The sequence below is a fragment of the Vibrio sp. D404a genome (assembly GCF_030248535.1).
Lineage (GTDB): Bacteria > Pseudomonadota > Gammaproteobacteria > Enterobacterales > Vibrionaceae > Vibrio.
Genome location: NZ_JAHGAJ010000021.1, coordinates 1 through 15,893, shown reverse-complemented (window position 1 = coordinate 15,893; position 15,893 = coordinate 1). Strand labels below are relative to the sequence as shown.

14 protein-coding genes are annotated in these 15,893 nt (G+C 46.9%); 6 read left to right on the top strand and 8 right to left on the bottom strand.

Translation table 11 applies throughout. From position 1 onward, the window contains the following. Positions 1-33: 33 nt before the first annotated feature. From KI655_RS13660 to KI655_RS13630, 7 genes are all read right to left on the bottom strand, one after another. Positions 34-2,529 carry an EAL domain-containing protein gene (locus tag KI655_RS13660; protein WP_285405948.1) on the bottom strand — a complete coding sequence of 832 codons (2,496 nt, stop codon included), beginning with the start codon at positions 2,527-2,529 and terminating at the stop codon, positions 34-36. A 158-nt stretch (positions 2,530-2,687) separates the two neighbouring features. Continuing rightward, entirely contained in the window at positions 2,688-3,404 is a 717-nt protein-coding gene (gene yigB, locus KI655_RS13655) for a 5-amino-6-(5-phospho-D-ribitylamino)uracil phosphatase YigB (protein ID WP_285405946.1), read from the bottom strand. Positions 3,405-3,413: 9 nt separating this feature from the next. Further along, on the bottom strand, positions 3,414-4,346 hold the full coding sequence (xerC, locus tag KI655_RS13650) for a tyrosine recombinase XerC (RefSeq protein ID WP_285405944.1): 933 nt from the start codon (positions 4,344-4,346) through the stop codon (positions 3,414-3,416). Further along, entirely contained in the window at positions 4,312-5,013 is a 702-nt protein-coding gene (locus KI655_RS13645; protein WP_285405942.1) for a DUF484 family protein, read from the bottom strand. Before KI655_RS13645 ends, xerC begins: the two co-directional genes overlap by 35 nt. 29 nt (positions 5,014-5,042) lie before the next feature. Next, positions 5,043-5,873, bottom strand: a complete 831-nt coding sequence (gene dapF, locus KI655_RS13640; RefSeq protein WP_285405941.1) for a diaminopimelate epimerase — start codon at positions 5,871-5,873, stop codon at positions 5,043-5,045. Positions 5,874-5,884: 11 nt separating this feature from the next. Then, positions 5,885-7,138 carry a diaminopimelate decarboxylase gene (gene lysA / locus KI655_RS13635; protein WP_285405940.1) on the bottom strand — a complete coding sequence of 418 codons (1,254 nt, stop codon included), beginning with the start codon at positions 7,136-7,138 and terminating at the stop codon, positions 5,885-5,887. A gap of 48 nt (positions 7,139-7,186) precedes the next feature. Further along, positions 7,187-7,399 (bottom strand): lipoprotein, encoded by a 213-nt coding sequence (locus tag KI655_RS13630; RefSeq protein WP_285405939.1) that lies wholly within the window; start codon positions 7,397-7,399, stop codon positions 7,187-7,189. On the opposite strand from KI655_RS13630, the gene cyaY reads away from it, so the two are divergent. After that, entirely contained in the window at positions 7,379-7,693 is a 315-nt protein-coding gene (gene cyaY / locus KI655_RS13625; protein WP_239843108.1) for an iron donor protein CyaY, read from the top strand. The two genes, KI655_RS13630 and cyaY, sit on opposite strands and share 21 nt — an antisense overlap. A 66-nt stretch (positions 7,694-7,759) precedes the next feature. Here cyaY and KI655_RS13620 read toward each other — a convergent pair whose 3' ends face one another. Further along, on the bottom strand, positions 7,760-10,288 hold the full coding sequence (locus KI655_RS13620) for a class I adenylate cyclase (protein WP_285405935.1): 2,529 nt from the start codon (positions 10,286-10,288) through the stop codon (positions 7,760-7,762). A 343-nt stretch (positions 10,289-10,631) separates the two neighbouring features. On the opposite strand from KI655_RS13620, the gene hemC reads away from it, so the two are divergent. The 5 genes from hemC to KI655_RS13595 all read left to right on the top strand — a co-directional run bounded on the left by hemC (position 10,632) and on the right by KI655_RS13595 (position 15,206). Next, positions 10,632-11,570, top strand: a complete 939-nt coding sequence (hemC, locus tag KI655_RS13615) for a hydroxymethylbilane synthase (protein WP_285405933.1) — start codon at positions 10,632-10,634, stop codon at positions 11,568-11,570. Positions 11,571-11,572: 2 nt separating this feature from the next. Then, positions 11,573-12,301 carry a uroporphyrinogen-III synthase gene (locus KI655_RS13610; protein WP_285405931.1) on the top strand — a complete coding sequence of 243 codons (729 nt, stop codon included), beginning with the start codon at positions 11,573-11,575 and terminating at the stop codon, positions 12,299-12,301. 19 nt (positions 12,302-12,320) lie between these two features. After that, entirely contained in the window at positions 12,321-13,559 is a 1,239-nt protein-coding gene (locus KI655_RS13605) for a uroporphyrinogen-III C-methyltransferase (protein ID WP_285405930.1), read from the top strand. Next, the gene (locus tag KI655_RS13600) at positions 13,559-14,740 is read left to right on the top strand and encodes a heme biosynthesis protein HemY (RefSeq protein ID WP_285405929.1); all 1,182 of its coding nucleotides are present in this window, start codon (positions 13,559-13,561) and stop codon (positions 14,738-14,740) included. Before KI655_RS13605 ends, KI655_RS13600 begins: the two co-directional genes overlap by 1 nt. Before the next feature lie 133 nt (positions 14,741-14,873). Next, the gene (locus KI655_RS13595) at positions 14,874-15,206 is read left to right on the top strand and encodes a cytochrome c (protein ID WP_285405927.1); all 333 of its coding nucleotides are present in this window, start codon (positions 14,874-14,876) and stop codon (positions 15,204-15,206) included. Positions 15,207-15,893: the final 687 nt, after the last annotated feature.

The window sequence follows — 15,893 nt, the reverse complement described above, 5'->3', positions numbered from 1 at the left end:
CGTGTTGAGCACCTTTAATCCGCATGTTTTATGTTAGAACAAACGCTTAGGCTCGCCAAAGTAATAGCCTTGCAGATAGTCAATGCCCATATCTTCCGCCAGTTCGCACACTTGTTGGTTATGAACAAACTCGGCGACAGTCTGGGCGTTAAAGACCTGGCATAGCTTCACCAGCTGAGCGGCGATACTGCGCTGCTTCGGGTCTTTATCGATGTTTCGGATCAGACTGCCATCAAGCTTGATGATTTGAGGTTCAAGTTTGATGATTTCATCGATATTGGAATAACCCGAGCCAAAGTCATCAACAATGATGCGTGCACCTAGAGCTCTAAAGTGGTCGCACACTTCTATCATGCGGCCATAGTCTTTGATCTGCTCCGACTCCAACACTTCTAGACCAAGCCGAGTTGGGTCGTTCATTCCCTGAATCGCTGTCTCTAAAATCATCAAGGTTTTATCGCTCAATAGATCTTGAGGCGACAGGTTGATAGAGAACGCCCCTTGCTTGTCTGCCATATGACCTATGGTGTTCTTGATCATATGACGACTCAGGCGAGTGTATAAATGCGTATCGGCAATGATAGGCAGGAACTTACCCGGAGGCACGATAGCACCGTCATCCATGATACGAACCAGACACTCTTGGCTGACTTCTTCATGACTGCCCGACGCGACAATCGGCTGTGAATAGGTAATGATATTCTGGCTCAAAATGGCACGGCTCACGCAAGACAACCAGCCCAATTGGTCTTTGCGGTCTTCTTCACTCACCTGAATGTCTTTGGCATTGGTGATGTGAGTATTGTTACGCACACCATAACGTCGCGCTTCAATGGCTTTTAATAGAATCTCTTCACCTTTATCCTCCATAAAATCGCAGCGACTGGCAAAGCCACCACATAGAGAGACGGAGAGATAATCCACATCAGCCAAACCAAAGGGTTCAAAGTTGATGTGTTCAATATCATCGGCAAATTGCGCAAAACGGTATTTGATCAACTCACTCTGCACCTTGGCATCAAAGATGATTGCCCACTCACCAACCCCGATACTGAACAACTCAACGCGCTCCAGAGAGCCCTGGTTAGTGTTGTTCTGTAAACGCTCGATAAAGTGGTTAGATAGGTCTTGAAGAAGCTGGTCACCGACTTGGTAGCCATACTTTTCATTCACTTGGTGAAAGTTGGTCAGCTTCAACGTTAGCAGATGCTCTGAACTTCTCATACTATTGAGCTGCTCTTTGAGCACGATTCGATTCGGTAAGCCGGTGCGCGAGTCCATACGATAGCTTTCAGTAAGGCGACGAGCCTGTTGATGTAGCTTCTTCTCCATCTGGCTGTTCATATGATCAAGGTCTGCAACTGCGTTTCTGACTAGATTCAACAGTGGTGACACCATAGAGTCAGAATACGCATCCGTACGGCTGTACTCTGTCAGCTCATGGGACTCACGCATCGCAACATATGTGAGACTGTGGTGCAGTATCTCTTGCTGGGTATCCGATCGGTACAGCTCGCCCATACAGTAAGCCCCACAAGCATCAACAACGCCCTCAAAAGGTTTAAGCTCGGTTCTGCTATCGATGAACTCCAAACGCGAGACGCAGTTATAGATCATCACCGATTCGGGCTGGTGCATCCCTAGAACCTCAGCCCCATGACGCACTTTTTCAGCGGTCAAAGATGGGTGGTTGTAACAGAACTGCGCTTCTTCACCGACCTGCCAAGGGCTATCAAACTCGATACTGCCATCATCATTGATACGCAGCGGCGTTGAGATCCCCTTCTTTCTGCCCGATTCACGATATAGAGGAAAGCTCATTAACTGACTGAATGGGATCTCTTTGCCATCAGCCAGGTAGTGCTTAAACACTTCAATCGCGGGCTGATCATTAAGGCTGTATAAGCGATGCCCTTCAGCACGAGTCACCCTAAGCTTCATGCCAATCGGATTCCACTCAGAGTAAGCACCAGACCATACCGTAAGGTTCGGATTATGCAGAGCCACGGCAACACACGCGTGTTGATACACCTGACCGTTATACATAACCCAGCGACCGTAGGCATTCTCATGGCACAGTCCGCCCGCTACAGGTACAGAATAAGGCAGAGTATCAAAGCCAGTGTAGATCGGGTAATCACACCCCTCTAGCTGATCACAGATACTGATAACGGTTTGGCTATTCTCGGTTAGGTTCAATGCATTGACCAACGCCAACCCATCAAGTCCGGTTCTACCGCTGAATGGCACCACTGCTGAGGTTAACGTCGTCTCTTCAAACTCGCTGATCATCAACAAACTGCCACTGCTCACCTGACGGTTATTGTGGATCATATGCTGAACACTTTGACCAATGAGGGTCGCACCATTGAGGTAAGAGAGAGCAATGTCGGCTAAGCGACGAGCTGATTTACTAGAAAGCGTGGAGTGTAACTGGATAAGATACCGTTTATTGGCATGCCATTCTTTTTGTTGCAGATAAGATTCTAAAGACTCTTCAGAGTTCGCGAGAAAAGTATAGGTATGCATGCCAAGCCTTGTTGTAATCGTATTAGAGAGGACAACGGCTTTGGTGGATATTAATACGATGAAAGCAGCTGCCGATTAAAAAAGCCACAATAGCTTCCTAAACGGCAGTTAATGTAACAAGAGCCTATAATAAATGCGACATAAGCTTACTGTGGCGATTAAATTAGTCGCATAAGATCTCGTAATTGCGAAATTTCGATATCAGGCAACACGCGAACCTTCGACGCTTGTTGGATATTTACGCTTTTATCATTAAACCAACACGCCTGATAACCATTGACTTTAGCGCCATATACATCACTCACTAAGTGGTCACCAACATGCAAGATATGTTCAGCTTTTATGCCTAGATGCTCTTGTGCTTGATTAAACATATCTGGGTACGGCTTAGCTCTGCCATCAGGTCCTGCTTTTAATATCAGCTGGAAGTATTCACCCAGTCCGATTTTATGCGGGTCGACATTACCATTGGTGATCGCCACCAAAGGCAGCTTCTCACTCAGAGCTTGCATCACGCGATGCGTTTCTTCAGGAACATCGACTTGGTTTCTCAACCACAGTGCGTGCTCAATACCGGCCTTCGCTGCTGCACTGGCGTCGGTTTGTGTATAACCTAGCTGTATCAAGCCCTGTTTGATCTGAGTTTCACGCCAGAGAGTCACATCGTGCTTAAGAGCCGGATTACTCTGTGCGACTTGAATCTTGACTTGATGCCACTCGTCCAGAGTCAGAGATGACGCAATCGGGTGTTGGCTGAACAACCACTTTGCCATCTCCTCTTCCACCTTCATGATGACAGGCCAGTTGTCATAGAGCGTATCATCTAGGTCAAAAGTCATCGCCTTGATTGGGGTTAATCCACGGTAGAGTCGCATCAATGCCTCTTATTCTTTCGTTCTTTTACGAGCCCTTGGGTGCGCTTGATCGTACGCTTGTGCCAAGTGTTGGAAATCCAAATGGGTATAGATCTGTGTTGTCGAGATATTCTCGTGCCCAAGTAGCTCTTGGACGGCTCTCAAGTTCTGGCTCGATTCCAGTACATGGGTCGCAAAGGAGTGACGCAGTTTGTGTGGGCTGATATGACTGGCTACCGCCTGCTTCTTACCCCACTCTTCTATACGCTTCTGCACACTTCGATGGGAGATACGCGTCCCTAACTTAGAGACAAACAGGGCAGCCTCACCAGGGTCGGCTAATTCACCGCGCACCTTGAGCCACTTCTCAACACACTCTTTGGCTTGGCCAGAGAAAGGCGCCTTGCGTTCTTTGTCACCCTTACCGATAACACGAATCTCACCCTGACGACCCTGAATATCCTTCACGTTAATGCCCACTAGCTCGGCCAAACGCAGACCTGCACCGTACATCACTTCCATCATGGCTCGGTCACGAATCGATAGAGGATCGCTCTCGTCGACTTCAAGCAACTGCCCCACTTCATCCACATCAAGGTTTTTCGGCAGTGGACGCTGTTTGCGTGGTGCCGACACACCCTTGGCTGGGTTTGCAGAGATCTCTCCACGCAGCACCAGAAAATCGAAGAAGCTGCGCAATGAAGAGAGGCGTGTCGCCAAGCTGCTCGCCTTAATCCCTTCACGCATACCTTTACTGGCCAATTGACGCACCCATGCAGCATCCACTTGCTGCCAGTCTTTAAGACCAAGAGACACCAACTGGGCCGCCATGGTTTCCAGTTGCTGCTTGTAGTTACGTTGAGTGTGTAGGCTCAGACCTTTCTCGCTTCTTAAATATTCATAGAAACGAGAAAGTGGTTTTTGAAGGCTATTGGGAAGAGGTGTGTTGGGCTCTAGGCTCATTATCAATCTGCCAAGGTAAAGTCTCTGCCATATGAGCAACAACCAGTGCTAAATGACGTAAGAAAAGGGTGTCCATAAAGGGTTGAAAGTGACCACCATCTTCACTTGAGAAAGCCAACAAGCCAATTGGAGACTGTTTAGCCAGAGGCAGCACTACATATGATCCTAGCTCAGGAGCCGGTTGTTCGCCAAATAGGTCTTGGCGGTCACTCTTTCTCAAACGCCCTAGATAAGCATCTTTGCCATTAAGGTGATTGAGTGAGAACTTGGCATAGCCTTCATCACTGAGCTGGTAAAAACCACTCTGCGAAAGAATACGCACGTAGGCTTTCAGGCCAAGCTCCGTCGCTTTCTGCTCGACCGCTTTAATCACCTGCATGAAATCACGACACTTAAGCACCTGATCTTGCAGCGCCATAAACTCATAGAAGGTTTTATCATTATTGGCTGCCAGCGACATTAAGCTAGTGATCTCTTCTTCCAGCTCTTCAATGCGTTGACGCTGACGCTTCAACTGCACTTCGACCAAAGAGACCGCACCCTGCTCTACATTATTAATCGCCAAGCGATCCACCAGCTCTTTCCTATCTTGGAAGAAGTCTGGGTTATCACGCAAATATTCAGCAACCACTTCTGCCGTTAGCGCATCGGCTTCTACGTAAGACAAAACCTATCCTTATTTATTATTCATGGTGATCAGCAAGAGAGCTGACCATCAAAGACGTGTGTCGCAGGGCCAGTCATAAACAGGGGTTTACCTGGACCTTGCCAACTGATTTGTAGATCACCACCAGGCAGGCGCACTTTAACATTGTCAGACAGCAAACCTTGAGTGATACCCACGGCAACCGCACCACAGGCGCCACTGCCACACGCTTGTGTCTCGCCCGCACCACGCTCATAAACACGCAGGCGAACTTCATCACGAGTCACCACCTGCATGAAACCGGCGTTAACACGCTCAGGGAAGCGCTCATGGGACTCAAGCAGCGGACCTATGGTATCCACATCAGCGGTATCCACATCGTCAACCACAGTCACTACATGAGGATTACCCATGCTGACCGCACCACAGAACAGAGTGTGTTCGTCAGTACGCAGGATGTAGGTTTTCTCTGGCTGCTTAGCTTTGAAAGGGATCTTGCTTGGTTCGAACTCAGGCACGCCCATGTTAACCGTGATTTGATCGTTCTCTTCAATCTTAAGAACCATCTTACCTTTCTTGGTACTCACGTTGATGCTGTACTTGTTGGTTAGCCCTTTCATTCGTACAAAACGAGCGAAACAGCGCGCACCATTACCACACTGCTCAACTTCACTGCCATCGGCATTAAAAATGCGATAGTGGAAATCGGTCTCAGGGTCGTAAGGCGCCTCAACCACCAAGAGTTGGTCGAAACCAATCCCGGTATGACGATCCGCCAAACGGCGGATCAAGTCTGGAGAGAAGAAGATGTTTTGAGTAATGCAGTCCACGACCATGAAATCATTGCCCAAACCATGCATTTTTGAAAAGTGGAAGTGCATAACGCTTAAACTTACTCCGGAAGAATGTTTTCAAGTTCCCACAAGCTCGTTAGCTCTTCACGCTGACGAACAAGGTGAGTTTTATCGCCATCAACCATCACTTCTGCTGCACGAGAGCGAGTGTTGTAGTTCGATGACATCACGAAGCCATAAGCACCTGCAGAACGCACCGCTAGGAGATCGCCCTCTTCAAGAACAAGGTCACGATCTTTACCTAAGAAATCACCGGTTTCACAGATTGGCCCTACCAAATCATACGTCACTGCTTCGCCTTCACGCGGAGTCACAGGAACAATGTCTTGCCATGCTTGGTATAGCGCAGGACGCATTAAGTCATTCATCGCAGCATCGATGATGGCAAAATTCTTATGTTCAGTAGGCTTTAGGAATTCGACTTTCGTTAATAATACACCAGCGTTAGCAGCAATCGCTCTTCCAGGTTCGAAAATCAGCTCTAGATCAGCATGATTCTCTAGACGCGCCAGTAGGGCCTTCGCGTAATCTGAAGGCTGAGGTGGTAACTCGTCACGGTAAACCACACCTAGGCCGCCACCAACATCAAGGTGTTTGATATTGATACCATCCGCACGTAGTTGGTCAATCAGAGCCAGCAAGCGGTCCGTCGCATCAATGAATGGTTCGATGTCTGTTAGCTGTGAGCCGATGTGACAATCTATGCCGTGGATCACTAGGTTCTCAAGCTTCTGAGCAAACGCGTAAACCGCTGGAGCGCGATCAAAGGCGATACCAAATTTGTTGTCGCGCAGACCCGTTGAGATGTAAGGGTGCGTGTTTGCATCCACGTCTGGGTTAATACGCAATGAAATTGGCGCTTTAACACCAAGCTCGCCCGCGACCTTATTCAATCGCTCTAGCTCAGGCTCTGATTCAACATTGAAACACTTAATCTTCAACTCAAGTGCACGTTTCATCTCTGCTGCGGTTTTACCAACACCGGAGAACACAACCTTCGCTGGATCGCCACCGGCTGCAACAACACGCTCCAGTTCACCACCAGATACGATATCGAAGCCAGAGCCCAGTCTTGCCAGAGTATTCAGTACACCCAGGTTAGAGTTCGCTTTTACGGCATAACAAACCAAGTGAGGATGCTCACCGACAGAAGAGTCGAACGCATTCCAGTGGCGTTCAAGAGTGGCGCGAGAGTATACGTACAGTGGTGTGCCGTATTGCTCTGCCAGTTGTGAAAGTGCGACGTTTTCAGCCCAAAGCTGGCCATCATCCTGATAGTTGAAGTAATCCAAAATTCTTATCCCTTATCCGTTACGATTGCTACTACATTGTTGATTCACTTATTGCGGTTGTTCATTTTGCTGCGCATCATCAGGTAAGTAGAGCGGACCAGTTTGACCACAGCCCGAAAGACCAATAACAGACAACATAAACAGAGCGGTAATTAACTTTTTCATTTTGCATATCGTGATTATTAACTCAATGCCCCCTATAATCGCACCACACTCAAGAAAAGCAATAGGATAGAAAGGATGAACGATACTGAATTTCATCAGCTGGTCGATATACAGATGCAAAACATCGAAGAAGCTATCGATGAATCAGAGGCAGACATTGATTACGAAGTGACGGGCAACGTGATGACACTGGAGTTTGAAGACCGCAGTCAAATCATAATTAACCGCCAAGAGCCAATGAAAGAGATCTGGCTAGCGTCTAAATCTGGCGGCTTTCACTTCAAGCTGATCGAAGACAAGTGGACCTGCTCAAAGACTGGCATGGAGCTGTTTGAGATGGTTAAAGCTGAGTGTGAAAAACACGCGGGTGAAGAGATCGATTGGGTTTAATCTCTTGATGGATAACCCGAATAGCCGATGTAAAAAAGGAGCGACTTAGTCACTCCTTTTTTGTTGCTAAACGTTAGCGATCTTTGAACTGCGCGACGACAGTGTGGCGTCATTACGATAAGGCACCACGTAAGACTGCCCATCATCAGGATGAACAATCTGATAATACTGAGGAAGATTGAAGTTAATCAGCTTCGACGCCACCTTAGAATCATCTTTCACTGAGGTGTAGAAAGAGTTCACACTCGCAATCATCTCATCTTTCTGACCACTGTACTGATGGTAAACCTCAACCTGATTCGACTCATCCAATACATAGATGTTGAAGCCCTGATCGGTATCTTCAAAGAAGAATTGAATCAAACCTTCACTAGCAAAGCCGTCGACAACGTCTGGGAGTTGATACTCCTGCTCTTTGTCGAGCATCAAGAGCGGCGAGCCTTTCAGCTTATTACTTGAGATGCTGCGATAGAAGTCGACCGAGTTTTCCAGCATCTGCACAGATACGCCACGACGCTCGAAGAACAGACCAAACATCTTATTCGCTAAGCGAATTGCTTTAAATCGGCGACGCTTCTCTTGCTCAATCGGCTTCAAGCGCAGGTCGATACACTCTGCCAGCAGTTGGTAAACCATATTGCGAATCACACCGCGCAGGTTTTTGCTGTAACAGAACACATCTACTGACTCTGGAGGAAGCGCATCTTGGTGCATCTTGCCCAATACCGTTTTCAATGCATCAAGCATCGCCGTCTCACCTTGGAAGTGCAACGTACGTACTTCATGCCACGAGTTACGGTAAACCAAGTCAACACTACCGACTAAGCTCTGACCTTCTTCACCAAAGCTGAAGATGTCTGCGCTTTTCAGATCCACCTTCAACGAGCGTGCGCTCAATTCAGAGGTTGGGTCATTTTCAAAGTTGATGAACATCGCCAGTTGGCTGATCTCACACGGGCTCGCCAGTGCTTGCATACTCGGGCGGCGCTTTCGCAGTGAGAAGGTATTTCGTAGGTCGCTCACCATCTGATAGAACTTATCGATATCAATGTGTGCATCGCGTACTACAGAGTGCAAGCGTGTTGATTCGGTGATCAGGCCATTAAAGAACGACCACGCAACCAACTTACTCAAGTACTCATGGTGCTCAAGCGATGGCTGACCAATAATTCGGTGCGCAATCAGCGGCTGCTTGTACAGATACCAACCCGCTTTGTTGGTTTGGCCCTGTCTTACCTCGATAAAACTCAAATCTGGCTCATGCAGATCCGGTGAAATCTGAGGGTTAAGCAGCGTTACCTTACCCGGTAGTACCTCAAACGCAGCATATAGCTTACGAGCGAGAATACTGATGTCTTGCGGACTGATTGCCGAAGTGATGTCGTTACGACGCGCAAACTGAATCAGATTACGGTAGCTGAGCATCAAGGCATCAAGAAGCGCATGGTGCACCACTTTAACCTGCTCGACTTTCCAATTACGACGGTTATCCAGCTCAGCGATTGTTTCCTGATCCCAATTCCAAGATTGAGTCATCTCAGCTAAGGCTTCACGACGCCAAGCCACAGAGCCTACTCCAGCCTCACGTGATAACTTCTCATGAGTTTTGAGATAGAAACAGCGGCGAACCAGATCAAGACGCGTGTCATCATTGATACGTTCAAGATAGCGAGTCACCTTCTCTAGCATCAAGTAGTAGCTGTCCATTCCATACAGGTCTGGTTCATCAGCGAAGAAACGACGCTTAGTATCGATACTCAGAAGTTGAGTGTGCGGGTATTCCCACGAGTAAGCTTCAAGAAGAATCGCTTTCAATACCGACTTATACGGTGAGTCGATACTCTTATACAGCTGCCACAGGTTAGAGCCAAAGTACTCTTCTGCTGGGATTCGATTAAGCTTGCCGAAATCAATCCACTGCGAACAGTCGATGTAGCCTTTGCTACACAGGTCATGCACATACTCGTCGTAACACTCTTCCATCTCTGGAGGAATGATCTGCCATAACAGACGCTGACCTGCTAGGCGTACCGCTGAACGGTAGAACTCATCGAGCAGTAGCAGGTGTTGTGAGGAGCCACAATTGTCGCCGGTCATCTCTTCTGAGTAGTTCGATCGGAAGCGTTGCTCATCCATTAGGAAGAAGTTGGCTTCAACGCCCAGAGTCTGAGCCCAATCAGTAATCAACAGACACTTGTTGGTCAGACTATCGCGAGCGCTGCCGTCCATATCCGGTGATACACACACCCAGATATCGAGGTCACTGGAGGTGCTTTGACCGATCGACGACGTACTGCCCATGGTGTAGAGACCTAAAATCTCTGGGGTATCCGTTTCGGCTAGTTTGCCGCCCAACGTCAACTCAGTATCTTCGACAAATTGCTTTTGGAATTCATTAGGCGTAAAGCTACGAATTCCAAAAGGAACTTGTTGGTCATAAAAGCCAGGCATCATTGGGTGGTTGTAGTGAAGCAGTGCGGGGATAAGGTGGAATACACGCTGACTCTGCAAATCCATCAACGCCAACGCACGATCAATGCGCTGTTGATTTAGATTATCCAATCGCTGAATCAAAGTCTGAGTGTATGCCTGCAAGGTAGGTCCTTGGTTGAGATTAAATGCACTTCTGTTTAGTTACTGAACGAAAGCAACAACAAAACGTGATCAATTTAACACTTTTACCCTTAATGGTAAAGCAAAGCTGGCGATGCTGCCACCTTTGTTCTTCTAGGGAAAACGCTAAATCCACGGCATGGTAGTGTCCTCTTTATTGACTATTTCTAATAATAGCCCATGTTTCAAATGAGATACCAATCACACTATTTTGGTGAAGTAATGAAATTCCTTTATCTATCAAAGCTCGCAATGATCAAACAGTAAGAATTTTCAGCGCAGAGTGGTAGGATTAGACTATTACAGACTTCATATCGGAATCACCATGACACAATCAGCACCAATCCGTATCGCTACTCGAAAAAGCCCACTTGCTCTTTGGCAAGCCTACTTTGTAAGGGATGCTCTTCAAGCTGCGCATCCAGGTTTAGAGGTTGAGCTAGTGACCATGGTTACCAAAGGCGACATTATTCTCGATACACCACTGGCAAAAGTGGGTGGTAAAGGTCTTTTCGTAAAAGAGCTTGAAGTGGCAATGCTTGAAGGTCGTGCAGACCTAGCGGTTCACTCCATGAAAGATGTGCCTGTCGACTTCCCAGAAGGCTTAGGTCTAGTGACGATTTGTGAGCGTGAAGACCCACGTGACGCTTTCGTATCAAATACCTACAACAACATTGATGAGCTGCCTCAAGGTGCTGTCGTAGGTACATGCAGTCTGCGTCGTCAATGTCAGCTTATGGAGTACCGTCCAGACCTCGTGATCAAAGAGTTGCGCGGCAACGTTGGTACGCGCTTAGGTAAACTAGACGATGGTCAATACGATGCCATTATTCTTGCAGCGGCAGGCCTAAAACGCCTAGAGCTAGAAGAGCGTATTCGTAGCTTCATTGAGCCAGAGCAGTCACTACCGGCTGTAGGTCAAGGCGCAGTTGGTATCGAGTGTCGTCTGGATGACGAGCGTCTTATCAAACTGCTTGAGCCTCTAAACCATAAAGACACCGCGGACCGCGTACTGTGTGAGCGTGCAATGAACCTGACTCTAGAAGGTGGTTGTCAGGTGCCAATCGGTAGTTACTCGCTACTCGACGGAGATGACATTTGGTTGCGTGCACTTGTTGGCGAACCAGACGGCTCAAAAATGGTACGCGGTGAAATCAAAGGTCCACGTAAAGACGCGGAAGCATTAGGTGTTAAGCTTGCTAACCAACTTCTTGATGATGGCGCTCGCGAGATCCTAACCAAGCTTTACGCTGACCAAGACTAGTCATGACGGTGTTGGTAACTCGCCCTGGTCTTGAAGGGCAAGCGCTTTGCCAACAGCTAGTGGATGATGGAATCACTGCGATCCATCATCCACTGATTCGTATCGTTGACAACTCTCCATCCGAACCTCTTTCTGATCTGTTACAAACCAGCGATATTATTATTGCGGTTAGTCAGCACGCCGTGACCTCGGCTCAGCGAATTCTTGCACAAAGTGACCAAAGTTGGCCCAGTTCCGCCCTATACCTTGGCGTTGGTCAAAAAACCGCACACATTTTAAGCAAAGCTTGTAAACAAAAAGTAAACTACCCACAAGTGAGTGATAGTGAGCACCTTCTTAAGCTCCCAGAGCTAACAAACGTGCAAGATAAAACTATCCTAATACTGCGTGGAAATGGTGGGCGCGAACTCATACGTGAATCTCTTATCAATCAAGGAGCACGAGTCTCCTATTGTGAGACCTATCGTAGAGAATATATTCCAATAAACCACCACAATACTTACCCTCAATGGGTTGAACAAAAGATTTCAAAGATTGTCATCACTAGTCAGGAACAACTTGAGTATTTCACCTCGGATGTTCCTGCAGAGTATTCGACTTGGCTTTTCACAAGGCATCTATTTGTCCCAAGCCAACGCATTGCAGAACGAGCCCATCAATTGGGATATTCAACAGTTACGAATACCACCAGTGCGACAAACCCAATATTACTGGCTGCTCTCCAGCCTTAGCTAGAAACAGGAAATAAGCATGACAAGCAAAAAAAATAACGAGCATATTGAACCTGAAAAAAGTCCAGAAACTCAGCCGGTAGTTAAAGATGAGACGGCCTCTGAGAACACCACAGAGGCAGAGAAAACGACAGAGACAGACCAAGAAGCCCCTAAAGTTGAAGACCAAAACACCCAACCTCAAACGTCAACAACAGACAAAGAGCTGATCGAGAAGGCAGAGAAACAAGGCAAGCGCGGCGTGAAGTTCGGTGCAATTGCCATCGCGATCTCTATTATCCTCAGCGGCGGTATCACTTTCCACATGCAGCAAAAGAATGCTGAATACTCAGCGCAAATTGCAGCTCTTCAATCTCAGTTGGAAAACACGCAATCAGCGGTAAACAAAGACCTGCAAACAGTTAAGCAGCAAACGATCCAAGAAGCTTCTCAAGCCGTTCAAAAGACTCAAGTTGTGCAAGCACAGCAAGAAGAGAGCATTCAGAGTCTGCAACTGGCTGTAGCAGACGTAAAAGGTCGTAGACCGAATGATTGGTTGCTTGCAGAGGCAGACTACCTAGTAAAACTTGCTGGTCGTAAACTGTTCCTAGAACATGATGCTGTTAGCGCAACCAAATTAATGGAGAGTGCGGACCAACGTATTGCCGCGCTGAACGATCCAAGCCTTGTATATCTGCGTCAATCTATGGCGAACGATATTACCAAGCTTCGCACTATCCCACTGATCGATCGCGACGGCTTAGTACTGCGCCTAACCAGCCTACAACAACAAGTAGACTCATTACCTCTTGCCAACGCTATCTTGCCTGAAGCACCTGAGCAGAAAAAAGAAATTGTCTCTGGTGATATCAATGACTGGCAGAACAACTTGATGACGTCATTGAAAGACTTCTCAGGTAACTTCATTACCTTCCGCAGCCGCGATGGTGAAGTGGTTCCACTACTTTCTCCAGAGCAGCACTTCTACTTAAGAGAGAACATCAAAGGCAAGCTTGAGACAGCAATCCGTGCAGTTTATAAAGAGCAAGGCGATATCTATACCGCAGCACTGCAAACCGCTAACGAGTGGTCAACGGCTTACCTGAATCAAGATAACAACTCAGTAATCGAGTTTGAAAAAGCGATTCAGCAACTCAGCGAGCAGAACATCACCGTGAAATACCCGGCGAAGCTTGAGTCTCAAAGCTCTCTTTCTGATGTGATTCGCGAACGCCTTCGCCGTGAAGTGACCACAATGACGAGCAAGGAGGAGAAATAATGATTCGTTGGATTTTTCTTTTCTTAGTCCTAGGTGCAGGTCTGTTTGTCGGCACACAATTTTCAGGACAACAAGGCTACGTTCTGATCTCTATTGCCAATAAAACCATAGAGATGAGCGTGACCACTCTGGTTATCTTTGTAATCGCACTTTTGGCGGCCCTGTTTGGTCTAGAGTACCTATTTAAAAAGCTTGTCTACGCAAGTTCAACTACATGGAACTGGTTCAGTGTACGTAAGCAAAAACGCTCTCGCCGCTACACCAATGAAGGTATTGTTAAGCTTCTAGAAGGTGACTGGAAAGGCGCAGAGAAGAAAGTAACTCGTTGGGCAAACCACCACGACATGCCACTGCTTTGCTACCTAGTTGCTTCTCAGGCAGCGCACGAGCAAGGCAACAAAGATGAGCGTGACAAGTACATTGAACTAGCAAGCCAACAAAATAACTCTCAGTTGGCGGTTGAGCTAACGAAAGCCAAGCAGCAAATCAGTGAGAGAAACTTTGAAGCGGCCTTCGATACCCTGTCGAATCTAAAAGGCACCTACCCAAACAATACTGCGGTATTAGGTCTATTGAAAACCACTTACGTTGAACTCAAGTTGTGGCAACCTTTGATCGAACTGACACCTAAGCTGGTTAAGAGCAAAATGATCACTGCAGAAGAACAGATCGCACTAGAGCAAAAAGCGCAGTGTGGCCTTCTACACGATGTAGCGAAGCAACAAGGCAGCGAGGGGCTTATCAGTCACTGGAATAAGCTATCTCGCAAGCAAAAGCAAAGCACGCACCTTGTCTCTTGTTTTGTTAAGCAGTTAATTGCTCGTAAGGCTGACTCTGAGGCATTTACTGTCATTAAAGAGAACATCACTAAGAGCGAATCAAACGAGCTTTACACGTTGCTTCCAGAGCTTAACCTAGCGGATCACCACCCAGTTGTTGTAATGCTAGAGAAAGCGGTGAAGAAAGATGACAACAATGCAGAAGCTCACAGTGCTCTGGCTCAGTTCTACCTAAGAGAGCAAAAGTGGACAGAAGCGCAGGTGCACTTTGAAAAAGCGCTAGAGCTTCGTTCTAACGTTTCAGATTATGGTTACCTGTCTGATGCTCTTGAGAAACAGAACCTAACTAAAGCCGCTCATGAGGTTTCACGTAAGGCTTTAGGTTTAGTGAAGTCTGCATAGCAAACGTAATGACAACACCACAAAGCCGATGCATCTCTGCATCGGCTTTTTTGTACATTTCATTCAGATAATATTCATACCACCTATCGTACTCTTACTTCATTCCCAAATTACACAATGAGTGAGAGTCATCATGTCAAAGTTCGCCACCCTATTACTTACTAGCTTTATTGGCTTCAATACATACGCAGCTAACTTAGATATAGAAGCTGGTGAGAACGCCTATAAGACGCTCTGTGTGTCATGTCATGGCGATCTCGGCCATGGTGATGGTATTGCTGGAAAAGCGCTCCCAGAGCAGCCATCAAACATTTATGATGGATTAAACTCTTGGTTTGAAAGTGAAGCAGAGCTTATCGACACTGTGTTAAATGGAAATGAAGGTATGCCAGCTTGGAACTCTGTATTAAATGAGAAAGACGTAAAAGATATCTTTGCCTATATCGACAAGATCAACCAACAATAGCTCAGCCTGCGTTCTACAACACTAAGCTCCTGCTGGAAACTTTGCTATGAAGTGCAGCGAATCAGTCTTTCTCATTCTATCTGCTCAAAGAATCGAGATTCCCTACTCCTTCCTTCGTCAGTCTAGGGAATGACGAGGATTAAAAACGAATCTAAACGCTGACTATCGTTACGATGGAAACGACTTCTATTTCTAGCAACGCTGCCCTATAAGTAGCGAAATAGCTGAAACCGCAACCGACCTAAACTCGTTAGTCGAAGACTAAAACATCTGTCTCCAGGAGCGACTAAAGCCTAGTCGTCAGACTAGGGTTTCTAATAAATCAAAAGATTGTTGGGTTGCTGTACTTTGGCATTCGATCCGCAAATGAACGAATCTTGGTATCTAGCAACACAACCATTTCTGATAGATGTAAAAAGCCCTGCTATTTCTAGTAGGGCTTCTCTATAAGTAGTGGAATAGCTGGGATCGCAGGCGAACAGGACTCTTTCAGCCATAGAACGAACATAAGAATTCAACTGTAAAAAAGCCGAAGTAATAATGGACTAGGGTTGCACTCAACCGAGACTCGTTAGCCAAAGTCCAAAATACTCCACCCCAGAAACGACGAATGCCTAGTCGTAAGACTAGGCTTTCTAATAGACGTAAAAAAGCCCTGCTATTTCTAGCAGGGCTTCTCTATAAGTG